Consider the following 20,438-nt stretch of genomic DNA (forward strand, 5'->3'; position numbering starts at 1 on the left):
GTTTTTAGAAAATGAAAACTTATCAAATCCTTATTCCGTGTTCGTTGTTGGCCTTGCTGATTTTTGCTCAGTCCACGGCACCGCCGCAATCGGAAGGGAGCTGGGAAAGAAAGCAGCTGACTGATAATTTTTGGGCAGAGGGAGCCGCCGCGGGGGATGTGGATAAGGATGGAGCGATTGATCTGGTCTATGGTCCGTATTGGTTTGCCGGACCGGATTTCGAGAATAGGCATACGATTTATCCCGACAAAGTGAGGACGAAGACAACTTTGGTGAGTGGCGGTAAGGGTCAGATCGAGGGGTTCCACGGAGCGAAGAGTAAGAAGAATGGCTACAGCGATAATTTTGCTGCGCTGATGACGGATGTGAACGCCGATGGATGGGAGGATTATCTCGTGGCAGGATTTCCCGGGAAGGAAACGTTCTGGTATGAAAACCCGCAGGGAGCGGAGGGGCTGTGGAAGCGTCGTGTGGCGCTGGATGTGACTGAAAATGAATCGCCGATGTTTGTGGATGTGGACGGCGATGGTCAGGTGGATCTGCTGTGCATGCGCAAGGGGGTGATCGGTTATGCGAGCTTCGATGCAGAAACTCCGGAAGAACCATGGGCGTGGCATCCGGTGTCACCGAACAACAAATACATGAAGTTCACCCATGGCCTGGGGGCGGGAGATGTGAATGGAGACGGACGTAATGATATTCTCGAAGGGCACGGATGGTGGGAGCAGCCGGAGAGCTTGGAGGGGGATCCTGTTTGGGAATTTCACCCGCAGCAGTTCCGCGAGGAGGCGGATAAGCCGAATGTGGGTGGGGCTCAGATGTTTGCCTATGATGTGAATGGCGATGGATTGAACGATGTGATTACAGCCCTGAATGCACACGGCTATGGTCTGGCGTGGTTCGAGCAAAAAGGAGATGGCTGGGTCAAACATCTAATCACCGGCACGCCCGATGATGCGGGTGGAACCGGTGTGGTTTTTTCCCAGCCGCATGCTTTGGAGATGAAGGATATGAATGGAGATGGAGTAGAAGATATTGTAACCGGCAAGCGGTTCTGGGCGCATGGTAGCCACGGTGATCCTGAATCAAATGCCCCGGCCCTGGTGCTGTGGTTCGAGCTGAAGCGTGATGGGAAAGAGGCGACGTTTGTGCCTCACCTGATCGACGCGGATTCAGGAGTTGGAACGCAGGTCTTCGTGGGGGATCTGAATGGCGATGGGAAGGCGGATGTGTTCTGCGGAAATAAGCGTGGTGCGTTTGTTCACCTGCAGAAATGAATGCTGGCGGAGAACTAAAGGATATTTCCTCCGTTTTTGCCTCCGCCGGGGCCTAGTTGTATGAGGTGGTCGGCGGTGGCGATGATATCCGGGTGGTGCTCGATGATGAGTATGGAGTGGCCGGCGTCGCGGAGTTTGAAGATGGCTTTGAGGAGCTTTTCTACATCGCCGAAGTGGAGGCCGGTGGTGGGTTCATCGAAGAGATAGAGTGTGTGCGGGGAGTTTGGTTTTGAGATTTCCAGGGCGAGTTTCAGTCGCTGGGATTCTCCTCCGGAGAGGGTGTTTCCGGCCTGTCCGAGGGAGAGGTAGCCGAGGCCTAGTTCTTCCATGGTGTTGAGTAGGCGGTAGAGCTTGGGGATGGGGCGGAAATGGGATTTAGCCTCGCTGACGGACATTTCCAAGATGTCTGCGATGGATTTTCCCTTGTAGGTGATTTCGAGTGTCTCACGGTTGAAGCGTTTCCCAAGGCAGGCCGGGCATTCTGTCCAGGCATCCGGGAGGAAGTGCATTTCGATTTTGAGTTTGCCGTTGCCTTGGCAGCGTTCGCAGCGGCCGCCTTTGGCGTTGAAGGAGAATCGGCCTTTGCCGTAGCCGCGTTGTTTTGAGAGGGGGAGTTTTGAAAAGAGATCGCGGATGAGATCAAAGGCGCCGATGAAGGTGGCGGGGTTGGAGCGGGGGGAGCGTCCGATGGAGGATTGGTCTGCGAGGACGAATTTCTCGATGGTTTCCAGACCGGTAATGGAATCGTGTGCGCCGGGTTCGTCTTTTGAATTATGGAAATGCCGGCCGAGGGCTTTTGCGAGGATGCCGGTGGCGAGGGTGGATTTTCCCGAGCCGGAGGGGCCGGAAATGACGACAACCTGATGAAGCGGGATGGGTACGGTGATGTTTTGCAGGTTGTGCTCGCGGGCGCCGTGGATGGTGAGGGTTTCAGTGGATGGTTTGGATTTTTTTGGGGTAAACCGGGGAATTTCTCCACGCAACCACTGGCCGGTGGGGGAGGTGATGGTGAGTGGGGGACCTTCTGCCAGGATTTCTCCGCCTTCGGGGCCGGCTCCGGGGCCCATATCGATGAGGTGGTCTGCGGCGCGGATGATATCTTCATCGTGCTCGACGACGACGAGGGTGTTTCCAAGGTCCCGGAGGCGTTTGATGGCGGTGATGAGGCGGGCTGTATCGCTGGAGTGGAGGCCGATCGAGGGCTCATCGAGAACGTAGATGACTCCGGAGAGGCCGGCGCCGAGCTGGGTGGCGAGTTTGATGCGCTGGACTTCTCCGCCGGAGAGGGTGCCGGAGGAACGGTCGAGAGTGAGGTAGTCTAGGCCTACGTCTTCCAGGAAGCTGAGGCGTTTTTCAACTTCTGACGCGAGTTCGCCTATGGGGGCGGGGTTTTGTTTCAGGGATGAGATCCAGGTTTTTGCCTCGGAGATGCCGAGCTGGCAAAATTCCATGATGCCCAATGATCGATTAGTGGGGGAATTTGGTTGTGGGGTGGTTACTTTTACGTGCTGGAGTTCTTTTTTCAGGCGGAGGTGGTTGCATGTTTTGCAGCCCAGGCCTTCGCAGTCAGGGCAAGCGCCTTCGAGGGTGTTGAAGGAGAAGTGGCGGGGGGTAAGATCGCCGAAGATTTCGCCGGTGCGGGGGTTGCGGTAGGAGGTCTGGAAGGTGATTTCACGGTAATCCTTTTCCCCGGGGGACATTAGGAGGACTTTTGCTTCGGCGCCGCACAGGCGGAGGGCTAGCTCGATGGAATCGGCAAGGCGTGAATCGATCCCGGGGCGGATGACGAGGCGATCAATGACGATTTCGATTCTATGTGGGCCGGGAGTATCGAGGCTTGCTTCTGTGATTTCCTGGATTTCCCCGTTTAGACGGATGCGGATGAAGCCTTGGCGCTGGAGGTCCCCGAGCAGGCGCTCGGGTTCGGCTGTTTCCTCTTCAGGGACGGCGGCGAGGATGATGAGTTTGGAGCCTTCCGGCTGGGCGGAGAGTTCGGTAATAATTTCCGAGGCCCCCATGCGGGTCATGGCCTGGCCGGTTTCCGGATCGTGGGGAATGCCGGTGGCGGACCAGATGATGCGGAGGTAATCGTAAATTTCCGTGGCGGAGGCGACGGTGGAGCGTGGGGATAGGCCGCCGACACGTTGTTCGATGGCGATGGCGGGGTTGAGCCCTTCGATGGAATCGACTTCGGGTTTCTCCAGCTGGGATAGAAATTGTCGTGCGTAGACGGAGAGTGATTCGACGTAGCGGCGCTGGCCTTCCGCGTAGAGGGTATCGAAGGCGAGGGAGGATTTACCCGAGCCCGATGGGCCTGTGATGACGGTTAGTTTCTCCTTGGGAATGGAGACGGTAAGGTCTTTGAGGTAATGCTGGCGGGCGCCGCGGATGAGGATTTTGTCCATCTGGGGAGGGAGTTTAGGTTTTGTGGGGCAAACTTCAAGAGGGAGGGTTACTGCGGGTAAAGTCTGTTAGGAAAACTCCGCAATCGCTGGCATGTTAGTTGCTTGTGCAAATAAGAGGGAAGATTTCCCATTTATTTTAAAGAGAAAAAGATTATGAGACACGGTGATATTTCGAGCAGTCCGGATACGGTGGGTGTGGCAGTGGTGAACTACAAGATGCCGCGGTTGCATACGAAGGCAGAAGTTCTGGAGAATGCGGGCAAGATTGCGGAAATGATCAAGGGGATGAAGCTAGGGCTGCCAGGCATGGATTTGGTGGTTTTTCCTGAGTATTCGACAATGGGGATCATGTATGACCCAGCGGAAATGATGGAGACTGCGGCGACCATACCGGGCGATGAGACTGCCGTTTTCAGTGCTGCGTGTAAGGAGTCCAATGTCTGGGGAATATTTTCGATTACGGGTGAGAGGCATGAGGATCACCCTGCGAAGGCGCCCTATAATACGCTGATTCTGATCAATAATGAGGGAGAGATCGTTCAGAAATACCGGAAGTGTATTCCGTGGTGCCCGATCGAGGGATGGTATCCGGGCGATACGACTTATGTGACGGAGGGTCCGAAGGGTATGAAGCTGAGTTTGATCATCTGTGATGATGGAAATTATCCGGAGATTTGGCGTGATTGTGCGATGAAGGGGGCTGAGTTGATCGTGCGCTGCCAGGGTTACATGTATCCGGCCAAGGAGCAGCAGGTGATGATGTCCAAGTGTATGGCGTGGTCGAACAACTGTTATGTGGCAGTGGCGAATGCTTCCGGATTTGACGGGGTGTATTCGTATTTCGGACACTCGGCGATCATCGGCTTTGACGGGCGGACTCTGGGAGAGTGCGGAGAGGAAGATATGGGCATCCAGTATGCGCAGCTTTCCGTAAGCCAGATCCGCGATGCTCGTGCGAACGATCAATCACAGAACCATTTGTTCAAGCTCCTGCACCGTGGATACACTGGAGTTCATAATTCCGGTGATGGCGATAAGGGGGTAGCGACTTGCCCATTTGATTTCTATCGGAAATGGGTAATGGACGCTGAAGGTGTGCAGAAGGATGTGGAGGCGATGACCCGCAGCACTATCGGGGTGAAGGATTGTCCGGTGGGAACTCTTCCGGTGGAGGATAAGGAGAAAGAGGCCTGATTGGTCGTTTTCTGAAAATTTCCATACAAGGAGGGAAATGTGCCTTTTATCAATGGGGTATTAGCCGAAAATCAGGAGAAGAATGAGATCGGGAAGTCCTTGGCCGCGGAGCCGAGGATGACTCGATTTCTATTCGATCCCGAGGCGATCAAAGAGCGGCTGAAGGGCCGCATTATCGGGCAGCCACAGATGTATGGGGCTGTAGGTGATATGCTGGATGTTGTGAAAGCAGATTTCGGCAGGGATGGACGACCTCTGGCGGTTTTGCTTTTCCTCGGATCCACAGGTGTCGGGAAAACCGAGACCGTGCGTGCGCTGGCGGAGAGTATTTTGGGAAGCAAGGATAAGCTCTGCAGGATCGATATGAACACACTTGCGCAGGAGCATTATGCGGCTGCGATCACCGGTGCACCTCCGGGTTATGTCGGGAGCAAGGAGAACCACACATTGTTCGATTTCGAAAAGGTGGCTGGGAGCTACGGGCGACCGGGGATGGTGCTTTTCGATGAGATAGAAAAGGCGAGCCAGTCTGTGGCCAGGGCGCTTCTAAATGTCCTGGATGCGGGCGTGCTTGAGCTTTCCGCAGGGACGAAGGAGGTGAATTTCGAGAACTCGATGATCTTCATGACCAGCAATGAGGGCGCCAGGGAGCTGGAGAGCTATCGCCGGAAATTCGAAAGTGGCTGGCGGAAATGGCTGGGGAGATTGCCAGCGGAGCGCCGGGAAAAGGAGATTCTGCAGGAAGCTCTGAGGCGTAAATTCGATCCCGAGTTTCTGAATAGGATCGATAAGGTGGTGTTTTTCGAAGAGCTGGGAGATGGCTGGATCGGCGATCTCCTAGACGTGGAGCTGAAGGAACTGGGTCTCCGATTGGCACGCCACGGGGTCACGATCGAGGTGGATAGTGCAGCGCGTGAATTTCTGAATGCCGGCTACGATAAACGTTATGGTGCAAGGGATCTGGCGCGGCGGGTTAGAGCGCATCTGGAGCCACCACTAGCGAGGGCGATGCTGGCAGATGCGGGTGCGAAGACTTTTTCCGTGGGAGTTGCCGGTTCTGAAATTGTTATTCGTAACTCAGTTTAGGGCTCACGTGGGAGAGGGGTTTCCAGCCGTTTTCCATGCGCTGGAGGATGTAGTAGTCCACTCCGCCTTCCGGCCAGTCTTCGGTGCCGAGTTTGAGTTCGTAGCGGTCCGGAGTGCGTAATTTTGTAAGGCGTAGGTCTACCTGGGCGCCATCGCCTGCTACGAAAAGCGTATTCTCATTTGGAGTTCTTCCACCGGCGACCCACTCATCGATACCTTCCTCCGGAACGTCCCAGACGGGAAGAGTTTTGAGGAGTGACTGAAGCGTAGCCGATGTGGATACGGGTGTCCGATCCGGGACGAATTCCTTGGAGAAGGGTGAGTGCGCGTAAGTAGAGGTGGTAGGCTGGCAGGCGAAGAGAAGAGCGGAGGCGAGGAGGAGTAATGGCTTCATTTCGCGGACTACTAAGAAGGGGTTTCTAGAGTTTTTCGAGCAAAGAAGCATGGAAACCATCGTGTCCGGTTTCGGACGGGAGTAGGTTTTGCTGAGAGATGAGTCTGTATTTGTCCGGGTTATTTTTAAGCAGTCTGGCGATCTGCTCCTGATTCTCGGAGGGTAGGATGGAGCAGGTGGCGTAGAGCAGTTTTCCGCCGGATCTAAGCATTTTCGGGTATTCCGCGAGCAGTTGCGCTTGGATGGACTGGACGCGTTTGAGGGCGGCGGGTTTAAGGCGCCATTTGAGGTCCGGTTGGCGTTTGAGCGTGCCGAGGCCGGAGCATGGGGAATCGATGATGAGTGAGTCCGCGATGTCTGCGAAATCGGTGGGTGTGGTTTCGATGATGGCCTTTTGGACGATGCAGGTGGCGCGGGCGCGTTTTGCACGTTGCTTGAGCTGGGCGAGTTTCTTTTCATCGACATCCATGGCGTAGATGCGGGCCTCATTTTTCGATAGGGCGGCGAGGTGGAGTGCTTTTCCACCGGCACCGGAGCATGCGTCGATAATGCGTTGGCCGGGCTGTGGATCAAGGAATGGAGCGATTTGCTGGGAGGACGGGTCCTGGATTTCAATGCGACCGTCGAGGCGGAGTGCTTTTGGCAGAATTTTTCCCGGAGGGAGCGCAAGTGCGTATGGGTGTCCATCGACCGGGGCTGTCTCGACGTTATTTTCGGCGAGCCATTCCTGTGCTTCCTCAAGGGTGCAAAGGAGGGTGTTTACGCGGAGGAAAACGGATGGCTTCTGGTTGAGGGCGGTGAGTTGGGGTTCCCATTGTTCACCGAGCTCTTCGTAGCCGAGTTTGTCCATCCAGTCGGGAATGGATTGGCGGATTGCGCGGGGTTGGTCCGGGATATCTGCCTGGCGGGCGATGATTTCTTCCGGCGGGCGTCCGGTGTATTTATGCCATTCCGGGAGTTCGAAGCCCATGAGGACCCACTGGGCGGTGATGAGTGAATTGGTATCGTCCGAATCCACGAGATAGGAGAGTGAGCGGCGCCAGCGGGTGACTTCGAAGAGTGTTTCCGCCACGAAGGAGCGGTCGCGTTTGCCCCATTTCTTGTTGTTTTCAAAGGCGGCGGCGAGTTCGTGGTCAAGGACGCGGTGGTTGAGGAGAACGGCTTTCGCGAGGTCGAGTGTGGAGGCGCAGAGATGGCGATGTAGTTTCATGGAAAGTAGATGTGGAAATTTAGAATTTCAGAAAGATGTGTTATCGGGAGTGAGAAAGAAGCGGTTTCTTGCTTTTTGTAGATCTGTATGTTGAGGATGTGCGGGTGGCTACAGTTCATTTAAAGTATCAGACGTTTCACCCTTCGATTTGGCCGAAGATGGTGGGGGAGGTTTCGCGGGATGCAAAGGCTGGAGATTTGGTCGAGGTATTCGGTAAACAGGGGACAAGATTCGGTTGGGGGCTGTGGAATCCAAAGGCGCGTATGCCGCTGCGGATTGTGAGTCACTCTCTGGAGGATCTGGATGATACGTTTTTCGAGCGTGCGATTGTGCGGGCGGGGGAGTTGCGGAGGAATATCCTGAAGCTGGATGGCGAGACGGATTGCTACCGCTGTGTGCATGGGGATGCGGATTTTCTGCCCGGGATGGTTGCTGATAAATTCGGGGATGTTCTTTCCGTGGAAATTACCGCGCTAGCCGCATGGATGAGGTTGGAAGGTTGGTTGCCGCTGATGCATCAGGTGTTCGGCACGAAGCAGGTGGTGGTGCAGGTGGATTCCGATTTGGCAAAAATCGAGGGAATACCAAGGCATGGCGGTGTGGAAAGTGACAATGTGCGCCTGGTAAAGGTGGTGGAGAACGGGGTGAGGTATGAGATTGATTTTTCTCAAGGGCATAAAACCGGCTTTTTCTGCGATCAGCGCGATAACAGGAAGAAGTTCCGCGAGTTGGTAGAGGGTAAATCCGTTTTGGATCTTTGCTGCTATTCGGGAGGTTTCTCGGTTTCCGCTGCTTTGGGTGGCGCGAGCGAGGTGACGGCGGTGGATCTGGATGAAGCTGCGGTCGCGATGGCGAAGCGGAACGCGAATCTAAACAGCGCGAAGGTGAAGCTTACTCATGCCGATGCGTTTACCTGGGTGCGGACCATGATTGAAAATGGCCGCAAGTGGGATGTGGTAATGGTGGATCCTCCGAAATTCATGTTCGGAAAAGACGATGAAACGGGATACGCGAAGTATCACGATCTGAACAAGCTGGCTGTGCAGTTGGTGGAGAAAGATGGTGTGATTGTAACGAATTCCTGTTCCGGGCAGCTGGGTGTGGATGCTTTCGAAAATATTGTGACCGGTGTGGTGCACAGGCAGGACAAGAGGTTGCAGGTTTTTGATAGAACCGGCGCGGGTGGAGATCACCCTACGCTCTCGAACTATCCGGAGTCGCGCTATCTGAAAGCGATCTGGGGTCGGGTAATCGGGTAGTGCTCCGGTAAAAGCGGGGATTGCGAAATTTTCCCCGTTTTGGGCGTTAGATTAGGATTTTCTTGTCGGTTCGGGGATTGTCGGGGTAAGTTCCGGGTCGAATTTTTTACAATGGATTTTCCGATAACACGTATCAAAGGGGGGGTGGGAGCTGCCAAAGGTTTCCTAACCGGTGGGGTGAGTTGTGGTATTAAAAATCCCGACAGCGACCGACTGGATCTTGCTCTCATCTACTCGGAAGTTCCTTCGGTTGCGGCCGGCGCTTTTACGACGAACAGGGTGCAGGCGGCACCGGTCAAGGTTTCGAAAAACCATTTTGCGGACGGGGATGTACGGGCGATCGTAGTCAACTCGGGAAATGCGAATGCGTGCACCGGGGTGCAGGGGATCCAGGATGCGCGGACGATGTGCAAAGGCGTGGCCAAGCCTCTCAAGCTGCGGCGCACGCAGGTGGGTGTTTGCTCGACCGGTGTAATTGGTTTGCCCATGCCTATGTCACGGGTGGAACCTAGGATGGAGGAGCTGGTTGCTAGCTTGGACAAGAAAAAGGGCAATGATGTGGCGCGGGCGATCATTACAAGTGATACGCGGGAAAAGGAATTGGCGATCTCGTTCGATATTGATGGGCACAGAGTCCGACTGGGTGGGTGCGTAAAGGGGGCGGGTATGATTTGCCCGAGTATGGCAACGATGCTGTGCTTTATCACGACGGATGCGAATTTATCACAGAGCTGTCTGGAGCGCGCTGTGAAGGAGTCCGTGGAAGAGAGTTTCAACCGGATCACCATTGATGGCGATATGAGCACCAATGATACGGTGATGGTGATGGCAAATGGTGCTTCCGGAATGCCTCTGGTTGCCCGTGGTAGCGAGGGCTGCAAGCAATTCAGGGATGCGCTGGGCTGGCTGATGCTGGAGCTGGCGAAGGAAATCGTAAGAGATGGCGAGCGGGTGACGAAATTCGTGACGGTGAAGGTGGAAGGTGCCCGCACACATCTGGATGCGAAGAAAGTCGCCGAGGCAGTTTGTAAATCAGCTTTGGTAAAATCTTCCTGGAATGGTGAGGACCCGAACTGGGGAAGAATTATTCATGCGGTGGGCTATTCCAGAGCGCGGATTCGCGAGGAATTAATCGATATTCACATCGGAGGGAAGGCTGCCTGCCTCGGAGGATTACAGGCTGAAACGCCAATGGAAGATTTACGGAAAATAGTGGCCAAGCCGGAGTTCGAGATTGTGATCAATCTGAACCGGGGTGAGGCAGGCTATACCATGTATTCGAGTGATCTTTCTCCAGAGTATGTTGATTTCAATCGATCCGAGTATGCTTACTGGAAGCAGGCGCGGAAAGATGGGCTGGTATGACCCTGCGCGGTGGTGCTGATGTGAATGGCCGCTGCTAGAGTTTTAGCTTGGTGCGGCCGCCGTTGGCTTTGCGGAGTGGATCGAAAATCATGTCCATTCCGGTTTCCTTGATTTCGCAGACGTGGGCCATGAGCTCGCCGAGGCGGCCTTTCGGGAAGGTGCGCTGCTTGAACCAGAGAAGGTATTCCTCCGGGAGATCAAAGATCGGGACACCCCTTGGAGGGTATTTTTCTTTCCCGAACATGCCGAAAGGGATGTGTGTCTGATGAATTTCCGCGAGAAGGTTCCGGAAGTCTTCGCGATCGATTTCAGTGAAGTTCATGATTTCGGATTTTTATACAGTGTTGCTTGCGGGGAAGAAGGTGGAGGGTAGTATCTTCAGTGATGATCAAGTTTTTGCATACAAGGATACGGGTGAAAAGTTTGGAAGAGTCGATCTCGTTTTACGAGAAACTTGGCTACAAGGAGGGTGTGAAGAAGGATTCACCGGAGGGAAATAAGCTGGTGTTTATGGAGCTGGAGGGAAATGACGTTTTCCTAGAGTTGACCTATTCTCCGGATTTCAACGGGAGCTGCCCGGAGGATCTGATGCATACCGCATTGGGTGTCTCTGATATCGTGGAGTATTGCGATAAGGTGGAAAAGGCGGGGATCGAGATCTGGCCTTCCAAGTGGCGTGAAAAGTTTACCGGCGGTGAGCGGAAAATGGCATTTGTGACCGACCCCGATGGATACGAGGTGGAGATTCTAGAGCGCTAGTATGTTTCCGCTGAAACGAGTCTGCGTTCTGCTAGCGATCGGCTTTCTGCCGGTGGCCGCGTTTGGTTTTCCGTTGAACAGTAAAAAGGCACCGGAATCGGAGGCTGATCTTTTGTCGATCCAGGAAGCTTTGCAGGAAGCTATTCCTAAGGCGAAGGCGGCGACCGTCTGCGTGGATCTGGGGAACGGAACCGGTAGCGGGGTGATAGTCACGGAAGATGGTTTGGTGATGACCGCTGCCCACGTTTCCACGGGTGTAGGGAAGCTGGTGACAATTATCATGCCTGATGGGACACGGCTGGAGGCGACGAGCCTCGGACTGGTGGCTGATGTTGATGCGGCTTTGATTCAGATTACTGAGAAACTGCCCGGGGATAAAAAATTCCCGGTGGTGGAGATCAACAGGGACAATGACACCAAGCTGGCTGATTGGATTTTCTCCCTAGGGCATTCAGGGGGCTTCGACCAAGCGCGCGGAGCGGTTGCGAGAATTGGTAGGCTGGTGAGGGTAGCTAATTCCACATTTCAGACGGATGGAACGCTGATCGGCGGTGATTCGGGTGGTCCGTTGTTTGATATGGACGGGCGCCTAATTGGTATCCACTCAAGGGTTGGCCCGCAATTGCCGGTAAATATGCATGTGCCGGTAGGACAGTTTCTCGAAAATTGGGATGGGATGCTTGCGTCCGAATTTATAGGAGAGGGGCCATTTGCTGCGAAGCCAGAGAAGGGTAAGGGCTTTCTGGGGATAATTACCGAGAAGGCCGAGGGAGGGATCCTGGTGACAAAGGTAGGAAAAAATAGTCCCGCTGAGTCGGCCGGTATTTTTGAAGGCGATCTATTGGTAAGCCTGGACGGTGAACAGCTGGAGAGCCGAGAAGGGCTGCAAGACGCTTTAGCCGAGATGGTGGCGGGAAATTTACTGGTTTTTGAAGTTATACGTGATGGGAAAAATGAGACAATCGAGGTGCGGCTGGGATCGCGGTAAGGTTTTGGCGATATGCTACCTCTTGATGGGGAGTGCTTTCGGCCAACAGACGCTTGAGACAAATTTCCGTATGTCGGGAATGGGGGTTCTTGCGGCTTTCGAAAACCAGCGGGAGGTGATTCAAAAGTGTAGCGCGGTTTTATACGATGGGAGATCGGAGATCGCCTACGGGGTGGTCATCAGTGACGATGGCTATGTATTGACGAAGGCAAGCGAGATCGCCGGGGCTGATGCGCTGAATGTAAGAATCGACCGGGAATCTTTCGATAAAGCTACGGTGGTGGTGGTCGATGATTCGTGGGATGTGGCTTTGTTGAAGGTGGATGGGAAAGGTCTTACGCCCGCTGATTTCGCAGAAAGCAGTGACGGGTTGGAGCAGGGGACATGGCTGGTTGTCAATGGGGCGACCAGTCGCACGAAGAGGAGAATCCTGGCTGGGATTGTCAGCGCTAGCCCACGTGAAATTGAGCCGGATGGTGGGGCGGTGCTCGGAGTAGAGCTGGAGGAAGAAAAGGATGCTCTGATGGTAAAGGCTGTTTCCGAAAAAAGTGGGGCGGAAGAAGCAGGAGTGAAAGTGGGTGATCAAATTCTCAGCGTGGATGGTGAGGGGATTTCCGGCGTCGGTGGTCTCACGGAGTTTCTGAAAGACAAGAAAGCAGGTAAATCCATCGATTTGATGGTGATCCGTGATGGCGAGGAAATTTTGCTGAAGGTCAGGCTATCGGCGCGGGGGGAAGTTTTTCAGGAATTGGACAGGAATGATCAGATGAGTGGCGATTTCTCCGAGAGACGCAGTGGCTTCCCAAGGGTGATGCAGCACGATATTCTGGCAAATTCGAGTACAATGGGTGGTCCGGTGATCACTCTGGACGGGAAAGTGGTAGGGATGAACATCGCACGGGCAAATCGGGCGGAAACCTTTGCAATTCCTGTGGAAGAGCTCAAAAAATTGGCTGATTCGATGTTGGCCGGCGCAAAAAGGTAGGCAAAAGCGCGACTATTTACCCCTTTTGGATTCTACAAGAAGGAATGATCTTGTCGCTTGCATAAAGAGCCGTCATTCAAGAACCTCTCACACGTCCGATGCCTGACTCCGAAGAAGAAACATTGCTCCTAGTAGATCCTGATCTGGATTTCCTCGACTGGGCTACGAAGCACCTAGCTGCAAAAGGATTGCGCATCCTCAGATGCGATGATGCCGGAAAGGCGATCAAGGTGATCGAGAAAACGAAGGTACATGTGGTGGTTTCCGCTGTATTGCTGCAGCCATTCGACGGGCTGGATCTTCTAGGGCGGATCAAGGCGCAGAGTCCTGATACGTTGGTGATTTTAACCACAGGATTCCCTACGACAGGGCAGATCATCGAGGCTACCCAGAAGGGGGCACATGATGTCCTGAAGAAAGAATCACTTTCCTTCGAACTACGTCCAGTGGTCGAGTCTGCTCTACAGACCGTGGAGGACCGCAGTGAAGCCGAGGAGCCGGCACTTCAGATGCCTAGCTCGGATGGTCGGGTGAAAATTATCGGGGTTTCACGGGCGCTTCAGGATGTTTTCAAGCTCGTTGGGCGGGTGGCGCGCTCGGACGCACCAGTCCTTATTTCCGGGGAGAGTGGAACCGGAAAGGAACTTGTTGCAAAAGCGGTGCATGAATACAGCCCGCGCAAACAGCAGGAGATGATCACGATCAACTGTGGTGCTATCCCGGAGAATCTGCTGGAGAGTGAGCTATTCGGACACGAGAAGGGTTCGTTCACGGGGGCGATCGCAAGACGTGCCGGTCGATTTGAGCAAGCGGATGGGGGAACTCTTTTTCTGGATGAGATCGGAGATATGCCGCTTTCGATTCAGGTGAAATTACTTCGTGTCCTCCAGGATGGAACGTTTTCGAGGGTAGGGTCCAATGACACTCTGAAGACGGATGTCAGGATCGTAGCCGCAACACACAAGAATTTATCCACGGAGGTAACCACCGGTCGATTCCGCGAGGATCTATATTACCGTTTGAATGTAGTGGAATTAAGGATTCCGCCATTGCGTGAACGGCCGGAGGATATTCCACTCTTGGCAGAGTATTTCCTTCAAAAGATCACCCGAAAGAACGGTATGGCGAGAATTCGTTTCTCGAGCGAGGCAACCGCTTCCCTATCCAATCACCACTGGCCGGGAAATGTGCGTGAATTGGAAAATACTGTTGCGCGGGCATGCGCTCTGGCTTCGTCCCAGATTTTGTTGCCGGCGGATATTCCATTGGCATCCGTGCCGGGAAGGAATACAGAGCTATCCCGTGGGCTAGATCAGGTGATCAATGCCGCACCTGCGGATGCTCCTTTACTGAGCTGGCTTTCACGTCAAGTGGCCGGAAGGTTGCTGGAGAGAGCAGGAGGAGATATGAAGGAGGCTGCCGGAGCTCTTGGCGTAGAAATTGCTGATTTGAAAACAATTCTGGTCCCGAAGCCTTAAATGCTCCACTCCATCGAACATCCGCTGATTTCTTCCGAGTTAACTCGTTTGAGAAATCCGGATACTTCGTCCCGCGATTTTCGAGCCGGGGTGCGTAGGATCGCTGCGCTGATGGTGCCGCAGGTTACCGCTAGTTTGCAGACATGTGTGACCGAATGTAACACTCCACTTGAAATTACCTCCGGAGAGAAGCTGGTAAGACCGGTGATCCTTGTTCCTATATTACGAGCTGGTTTGGGATTTCTGGATGGATTTCTGGATCTTATGCCGGATTCCGGGATTGCCCATATCGGGATTGCTCGAAATGAAGAGACTCTGGCTCCGGAAACATATGTTCTGAAACATCCCGAGAAAATCGATGAAGCGGAGCTGATTGTATTGGATCCGATGTTGGCGACAGGTGGTTCAGCTATCCATGCAATCTCGAGGCTTTTGGAAGGGGGTGCCAAACGGATCCGATTCGTCTGTATGCTGGCCGCTCCAGAAGGAATAGCGGCGCTGCGAACAGCACATCCGGAAGTGGATATCTACGCTGCGGCTATCGACCGGTGCCTTGATGCGAAAGGGTTCATTCTCCCCGGGTTAGGAGATGCCGGCGATAGGCTGTTCGGGACGATCTAAAAATCGTGAAAATTTGCAAAATCTCCGTTGCGCGTGTCCGATCCCGCACGTAGAATTTCCGCCTACTGCTGTGTTCGACCATTTTGGAAGCTGGCCCGGACCGATGTTATTAATAAGGGATCACTATCCGTTTGGCGACTGTCATGCCTTCTCAGGAAGACATGCAATCTTGCGGACGACCCCACCTTTTGAGTCTCCGGAACGTGGCTCACAGCCCCAAGGACGGCACAGCGGTTACTCCTTTTATTTCTACGAGGTTGAATAAATTCGTGGATAGAGCACGTTTTCCGAGTTTATGAAATTTCATTTTCTCACCTGCGCTGCCCTATTCGGTGTTTTTGCGCAGCTTGCACTTTCCGAGAATTCCAAGGATTCTCCCGATGCTAACGAGCTAGTGAAAAAGCTCTCGTCCGATTCTTTCCAGGAGCGTGAACTTGCCACGAAGTTACTATGGGAGAAAGGAGACGGAGCTCTTGAGCTTTTAGAGGGCGTTGCGGATTCGGATGATCCCGAGGCTGTTTTGCGGGCGACTGAAATACTGGATCTCCTTGAGTTGGGTTTGACTCCGGAAAGTCCGAAAGAGATTTTCGCGTTGATTGAAAAATACAGGGAGGGCGGAAAAGATGAGAAACTGGCGGTCTTCAGTGATTTGAAGAGAAGAAGGGCCTATCGTCAACTTTTGGTCCTGTATTCAAAAGAGCCACCGGAAATTCAGGCTGAGTTCGGAAATCTGGTGCGTGGAGTTGCAATAGTGGGTGCACGCGAAGCGATCTTTCAGAATGATAGTGACACAGCGGTGAAGCTTCTCCGAATTGCGCCTAATGAACCATCAACACTGATGGCGCTGGCGAGTATGTATGTTTCGGATGAGGATAAGTATGGAAAATTCGAGGCGATTGAACCTCCGGAAAACGTATCTTCCGAACTATGGATGACGACCTTGCTCAGGGCGAAAGGTGACATACCGGAAGCAGCCAAATTGGCTGCTACAACGAATCAAGTAGAGCTATTCGCAACACTGGAAATGCTACAGGGTGATCCAACCCATTGGATTCGCCTTAAAGATAAGGACCCTGAAAATCGTCAGGCGATGGAAGTTTACAAAAAATTGGCCCTGAAGCGATGGGGGGGAGAAGACCTTGAAGATGCTGATTTTGAAACTCTTGCCAGCAAGGTGAACTCACGGGACGACGACGAACGTGAACGCTCAATGATGTTATTGGCCCTCTTGGGACGTCTCGGAGAGTTCGAGGATTTTCAGGATGAAACCGATTCCACAGCGTCATTTGTTTATTACCTTAGCCAAGAGCGTATTCCTGAAGCCCTCAAAATCATGGGACTGGATCCGGATAGTCCTGATTATGCCACATGGCTGGGTGAACGTATGGATCGTATACTGGGCGCAAGTGTTGAGGAGACTGATGATTTCGATCTTATTTTAGGAAACGAAATAGCGCAGGTATCGGGTTTTCTGGAGCGCCGCGGTCTTGGGGAGGTGTTGTCACAAGCCCTTACCGGGCCTCTTGAAAAAATGGCTTCCAAAGACGAAAGCCGATTTTTGAGTTTTCTTGAGCAATACCTGTTAAATGGCGGTAGTGCGCCTGAATTTTCTCTACAGGTGGCCGCAAATTGGGCTGGAGAAAATGAGGGACGTTGGCAGGAGGTCTATCGAATTTCCCTGGGAGAGGATACAGAGGCCCTGCAGTGGCTTGAGTGGGTGAATAAAATGAAGCCGGACCAGAGCCGTATGGCAGCGCTGCAGGCCACGCGTGCACTACTGGGGCTCTCATTTGCCAATCAGGATCTACGTTCAGAGTGGTTTGATATTGGTTGGCAGGCTATCAATCAAATGGAGGGTGAGGACCAGAAGCAATTGGCGACTAGGTTTCTGGGGCTTGCAACTACGCAGAACGATACTGAAAACGCACTACGGATCTTTGATCTTATTGGCCAATCGGTGGCATGGCGCTCCATAGACAGGTATTTGAGTGCTGCTGGCCGTTGGAAGGAAGCTGTGGTCTTTTTGGAAAAATCTCCGGCAAACAGAAGTAGCTCTTCTCCGGAAATTCACGCATTCATGGCTGCCAATTATCGGCGTGCGGGGATGGAAGAGCAGGCTAGGGCTCACGATGAATGGGTAGAAAGGCTAACGCTTGGCCTCCCTCAAAGCTGTCTGATTAATGCGAAATACTATACCTACGGTGGAGACTATGAGCGTGCCGCTATTTGGAAAAAGAAAGCGGTAGAGATGGCTGATCCGGAGGATAACTCATTTGTAGCTGTGTTGGATGATTACGCCAAATCCATGATGGATGCTGAAGAATGGGATATTTCCTCCTCATGCTATGAAGGGGTCCTGCATATCTACGCAATGCAGAGATATCTAAGCGGGAGTCTTCTGGATTATGCGAGAGTGAGATTGAAAGCCGATCTGACAAAGGCTCTATCGGTTATTGATGAGGATCGAGCCCGTGCGGTGTCTCTTCTCGAAGGATCATATTTGAATTTCCCAACTGACGGTATTCTAGCCGATGATTTTTTTCCGATCATGCGCAAGGCTGGTTTGGAAAAAGAGCTTGAAGAATGGTTTGCCCAGTCCTGGGGAGTTATATCGGAGGTCATCATGAAATATCCGGCATCGGAAAACACGAGAAACACGGCAGGATGGCTGGCATCTCGAGCAGGATTAAACCTGGAAGAAGCGGAGGAATTTCTACGCCCCGTTCTGGAGCAAAATCCGAATCAGCCAGCCTATCTGGATACAATGGCGGAGCTGCAGTTTGCCCAAGGGAAGAGAAAAGAGGCAGTCGAGTGGTCAAATCGGGCTGTGATGTTCATGCCCCAGATTGACCAGCAGTCCGATGTTGTGATCCGTGCGCAAAATGATCGCTTCAAAAACGGTCGTCTACCGGAATAAAAGGTTTCTCGGGAAATTTTGATTGTTTGGGCGGGAAAATGCCGGAAAGTCCCGACTCATAGATGAGCGAGACCGAAAATGAGGGGACAATCCGTATACTTTTTCTTGGAGATATCGTCGGTGAACCGGGAAGGAAGGCGGTAATCAGCGAAATTGCAGGTATACGTGAAGAGCATTCGCTCGATTTCATTGTCGTGAATGGCGAAAATTCAGCAGGAGGCAAGGGAATCACTCCTAAAATCGCAATAGATCTCCTGCGGGCCGGCGCAGCTGTGATAACAACCGGTGATCACGTTTGGGACCAGAAAGACATTGTTGACTACTTCCCGACAGAGCCTCGTCTGCTACGACCTCTGAACTATCCTCCGGAAACTCCCGGCAGCGGGAGCGTCGTTCTAGATACGGCGAAAGGCAAAGTTGCTGTAATGCAGGCACAGGGGAGGACCTTCATGCAACCGCCTCTGGATAATCCGTTTCTGGCTGTGGAAAAGGAAGTGGATAGGCTGTTAGAAGAGGGGGTAAAGGTAATACTGCTGGACTTTCATGCGGAAACGACATCCGAGAAGATCGCGATGGGAAGGATGCTGGACGGTAAAGTTTCGTTGGTCGTCGGAACACACACCCACGTCCAGACAGCGGACGAAACGATCTTTCCTGGAGGTACGGGCTATCTAACCGACTCCGGGATGTGTGGTCCTGAAGAATCTGTTCTTGGTCGTTGTGTGGAATCTGTGGTCTGGCGATTTAAATCAGGAATGCCAACCCGTTTCCCGGTTGCCAAGGGGCAAGTAAGGCTCTGTGGGGTAATTATCGAGGTGGATTGTGACTCTGGAAAGTGTATCAACATCGAAAGATTCACGAAATTGCCACCGATCGGAGCTGATTAACTGCTTGAAATATCCGGGGAACAGGGCAGAATAAGGAGTTCAAGGGAAAGTGAAAATTAAACCAATTTTTTTTTGACAGAGTGCCGCGCTTTGTTAATGTCCGCCCGCTCTTCCCCACAAGCAGTCAGGGGTGCCGCGCTCAGTTCAAGTCTGACTTGAAACGATCGCGGTTCTTTTTTCGGTAGAAAGGAAGAGTGAAACATCAACAATTGCTCGTGTAGCTCAGGGGTAGAGCGCATCCTTGGTAAGGATGAGGTCGGCGGTTCAATTCCGCCCACGAGCTCCATGATCTGATAATACACTTCTCAAAAACGTCTCAGCGAAACCACAACCAACATGGCCAAAGAAACATTCAAACGCAACAAGCCGCACGTAAACATCGGCACAATCGGTCACGTCGACCACGGCAAAACTACTCTCACAGCAGCGATCACAAATACGCTCGCTGAAAAGGGCTTTTCCGAGAAAAAGAGCTATGCGGACATTGACGCTGCTCCCGAAGAGCGCGAGCGCGGTATCACAATCAACACTGCTCACGTAGAGTATGAGACTGAGAAGCGTCACTACGCACACGTTGATTGCCCAGGTCACGCCGACTACGTTAAAAACATGATCACAGGTGCCGCACAGATGGACGGTGGTATTCTTGTTGTTTCCGCTGCTGACGGCCCAATGCCACAAACACGTGAGCATATCCTTCTTGCTCGCCAGGTTGGTGTTCCGGCTCTCGTAGTTTTCATGAACAAGGTTGACCTTGTGGATGATGAAGAGCTTCTCGAGCTCGTAGAAATGGAGATCCGCGATCTTCTTTCCTCATACGATTTCCCGGGTGACGATATCCCTATCGTTGCGGGTTCCGCTGTTAAAGCTCTCGAAGGAGATGCGACACACATGGCAAACGTAATGAAACTCATGGATGCGGTTGATGCCTACATTCCTGAGCCAGAGCGCCCAATCGACAAAACATTCCTCATGCCTATCGAGGATGTGTTCTCCATCGAAGGTCGCGGAACTGTCTGCACCGGTCGTGTAGAGCGCGGTATCGTGAAGAAAATGGAAGAAGTTGAGATCGTCGGCATTCGCGACACTCAGAAAACTACCATCACTGACATCGAAATGTTCCGTAAGCTTCTCGACGAAGGTCGTGCAGGTGACAACGTTGGTCTTCTGATTCGCGGTCTCAAAAAGGACCAAGTCGAGCGTGGTCAAGTTATCGCCAAGCCAGGCACAGTTAAGGGTCACACAGTCTTCAAATCTGAGATCTACGTTCTTTCCAAGGACGAAGGTGGTCGTCACACACCATTCTTCTCCAACTATCGTCCACAGTTCTACTTCCGTACAACAGACGTAACTGGCAGCATCAAGCTTCCAGAAGGTGTTGAAATGGTTATGCCTGGTGACAACATCGGTCTCGAAGTTGAGCTCATCAGCCCAATTGCCATGGAGCCAACGATGCGTTTCGCGATTCGCGAAGGTGGCCGCACAGTAGGTGCTGGTCGCGTTGGTGAAATCATCAAATAATTCAAATTGACGGCAGTTCCGGGTAATGCAAGTTACTTGGTAAGCCAAAACTTGGGGCATCCCGCTAATACGGGATGCCCTAAAGTCGCCTC

At 52.9% G+C, this 20,438-nt stretch carries 17 protein-coding genes and 1 tRNA gene; 14 read left to right on the forward strand and 4 right to left on the reverse strand.

What is annotated here, in order from left to right; genetic code table 11:
• Positions 1–11 precede the first annotated feature (11 nt).
• Entirely contained in the window at positions 12–1,277 is a 1,266-nt protein-coding gene (locus AAGA79_RS03350; RefSeq protein ID WP_411827364.1) for an FG-GAP repeat domain-containing protein, read from the forward strand.
• A 14-nt stretch (positions 1,278–1,291) separates the two neighbouring features.
• Here the strand turns inward: AAGA79_RS03350 and AAGA79_RS03355 are convergent, their stop codons facing one another.
• A complete protein-coding gene (locus AAGA79_RS03355) occupies positions 1,292–3,682 on the reverse strand; it encodes an excinuclease ABC subunit UvrA (RefSeq protein WP_411827365.1) in 2,391 nt (796 codons plus the stop codon).
• A 153-nt stretch (positions 3,683–3,835) separates the two neighbouring features.
• On the opposite strand from AAGA79_RS03355, the gene AAGA79_RS03360 reads away from it, so the two are divergent.
• Together AAGA79_RS03360 and AAGA79_RS03365 are read left to right on the forward strand one after the other, a co-directional pair.
• Positions 3,836–4,876 carry an aliphatic amidase gene (locus AAGA79_RS03360; protein ID WP_411827366.1) on the forward strand — a complete coding sequence of 347 codons (1,041 nt, stop codon included), beginning with the start codon at positions 3,836–3,838 and terminating at the stop codon, positions 4,874–4,876.
• 39 nt (positions 4,877–4,915) lie between these two features.
• On the forward strand, positions 4,916–5,962 hold the full coding sequence (locus AAGA79_RS03365; RefSeq protein WP_411827367.1) for an AAA family ATPase: 1,047 nt from the start codon (positions 4,916–4,918) through the stop codon (positions 5,960–5,962).
• On the opposite strand, the gene AAGA79_RS03370 is transcribed toward AAGA79_RS03365, so the two are convergent.
• Both AAGA79_RS03370 and AAGA79_RS03375 read right to left on the reverse strand, forming a co-directional pair.
• Positions 5,943–6,356 (reverse strand): hypothetical protein, encoded by a 414-nt coding sequence (locus AAGA79_RS03370; RefSeq protein ID WP_411827368.1) that lies wholly within the window; start codon positions 6,354–6,356, stop codon positions 5,943–5,945. The genes AAGA79_RS03365 and AAGA79_RS03370 overlap by 20 nt on opposite strands.
• Before the next feature lie 25 nt (positions 6,357–6,381).
• Positions 6,382–7,566 carry an RsmB/NOP family class I SAM-dependent RNA methyltransferase gene (locus AAGA79_RS03375; protein ID WP_411827369.1) on the reverse strand — a complete coding sequence of 395 codons (1,185 nt, stop codon included), beginning with the start codon at positions 7,564–7,566 and terminating at the stop codon, positions 6,382–6,384.
• 68 nt (positions 7,567–7,634) lie between these two features.
• Between AAGA79_RS03375 and AAGA79_RS03380 the strand changes: the two genes are divergently transcribed.
• Positions 7,635–8,825 (forward strand): class I SAM-dependent rRNA methyltransferase, encoded by a 1,191-nt coding sequence (locus AAGA79_RS03380; protein ID WP_411827370.1) that lies wholly within the window; start codon positions 7,635–7,637, stop codon positions 8,823–8,825.
• A gap of 111 nt (positions 8,826–8,936) precedes the next feature.
• Entirely contained in the window at positions 8,937–10,190 is a 1,254-nt protein-coding gene (gene argJ / locus AAGA79_RS03385) for a bifunctional glutamate N-acetyltransferase/amino-acid acetyltransferase ArgJ (RefSeq protein ID WP_411827371.1), read from the forward strand.
• Positions 10,191–10,224: 34 nt separating this feature from the next.
• Here argJ and AAGA79_RS03390 read toward each other — a convergent pair whose 3' ends face one another.
• A complete protein-coding gene (locus AAGA79_RS03390; RefSeq protein WP_411827372.1) occupies positions 10,225–10,512 on the reverse strand; it encodes a putative quorum-sensing-regulated virulence factor in 288 nt (95 codons plus the stop codon).
• A 62-nt stretch (positions 10,513–10,574) separates the two neighbouring features.
• Between AAGA79_RS03390 and AAGA79_RS03395 the strand changes: the two genes are divergently transcribed.
• The 9 genes from AAGA79_RS03395 to tuf all read left to right on the forward strand — a co-directional run bounded on the left by AAGA79_RS03395 (position 10,575) and on the right by tuf (position 20,346).
• A complete protein-coding gene (locus AAGA79_RS03395) occupies positions 10,575–10,949 on the forward strand; it encodes a VOC family protein (protein ID WP_411827373.1) in 375 nt (124 codons plus the stop codon).
• 1 nt (position 10,950) lies between these two features.
• The gene (locus AAGA79_RS03400; RefSeq protein WP_411827374.1) at positions 10,951–11,937 is read left to right on the forward strand and encodes a S1C family serine protease; all 987 of its coding nucleotides are present in this window, start codon (positions 10,951–10,953) and stop codon (positions 11,935–11,937) included.
• The gene (locus tag AAGA79_RS03405) at positions 11,903–12,922 is read left to right on the forward strand and encodes a S1C family serine protease (RefSeq protein ID WP_411827375.1); all 1,020 of its coding nucleotides are present in this window, start codon (positions 11,903–11,905) and stop codon (positions 12,920–12,922) included. The genes AAGA79_RS03400 and AAGA79_RS03405 overlap by 35 nt, the downstream gene beginning before the upstream one ends.
• Positions 12,923–13,020: 98 nt before the next feature.
• Positions 13,021–14,400: a sigma-54-dependent transcriptional regulator gene (locus tag AAGA79_RS03410; protein ID WP_411827376.1), complete on the forward strand. Its 1,380-nt coding sequence runs from the start codon at positions 13,021–13,023 to the stop codon at positions 14,398–14,400.
• Positions 14,401–15,021 (forward strand): uracil phosphoribosyltransferase, encoded by a 621-nt coding sequence (gene upp / locus AAGA79_RS03415; RefSeq protein ID WP_411827377.1) that lies wholly within the window; start codon positions 14,401–14,403, stop codon positions 15,019–15,021.
• 295 nt (positions 15,022–15,316) lie between these two features.
• Positions 15,317–17,938, forward strand: coding sequence for a tetratricopeptide repeat protein (locus AAGA79_RS03420; protein WP_411827378.1), 2,622 nt, complete (start codon positions 15,317–15,319; stop codon positions 17,936–17,938).
• A gap of 62 nt (positions 17,939–18,000) precedes the next feature.
• Entirely contained in the window at positions 18,001–18,825 is an 825-nt protein-coding gene (locus AAGA79_RS03425; RefSeq protein WP_411827379.1) for a TIGR00282 family metallophosphoesterase, read from the forward strand.
• Positions 18,826–19,036: 211 nt separating this feature from the next.
• Positions 19,037–19,111 (forward strand) — tRNA-Thr (locus AAGA79_RS03430).
• Between the two features lie 50 nt (positions 19,112–19,161).
• Entirely contained in the window at positions 19,162–20,346 is a 1,185-nt protein-coding gene (tuf, locus tag AAGA79_RS03435) for an elongation factor Tu (protein WP_411827380.1), read from the forward strand.
• The last annotated feature ends 92 nt before the right edge of the window (positions 20,347–20,438 follow it).

The organism is Luteolibacter sp. AS25 (assembly GCF_046736275.1).
Classification (GTDB): Bacteria; Verrucomicrobiota; Verrucomicrobiia; order Verrucomicrobiales; family Akkermansiaceae; genus Luteolibacter.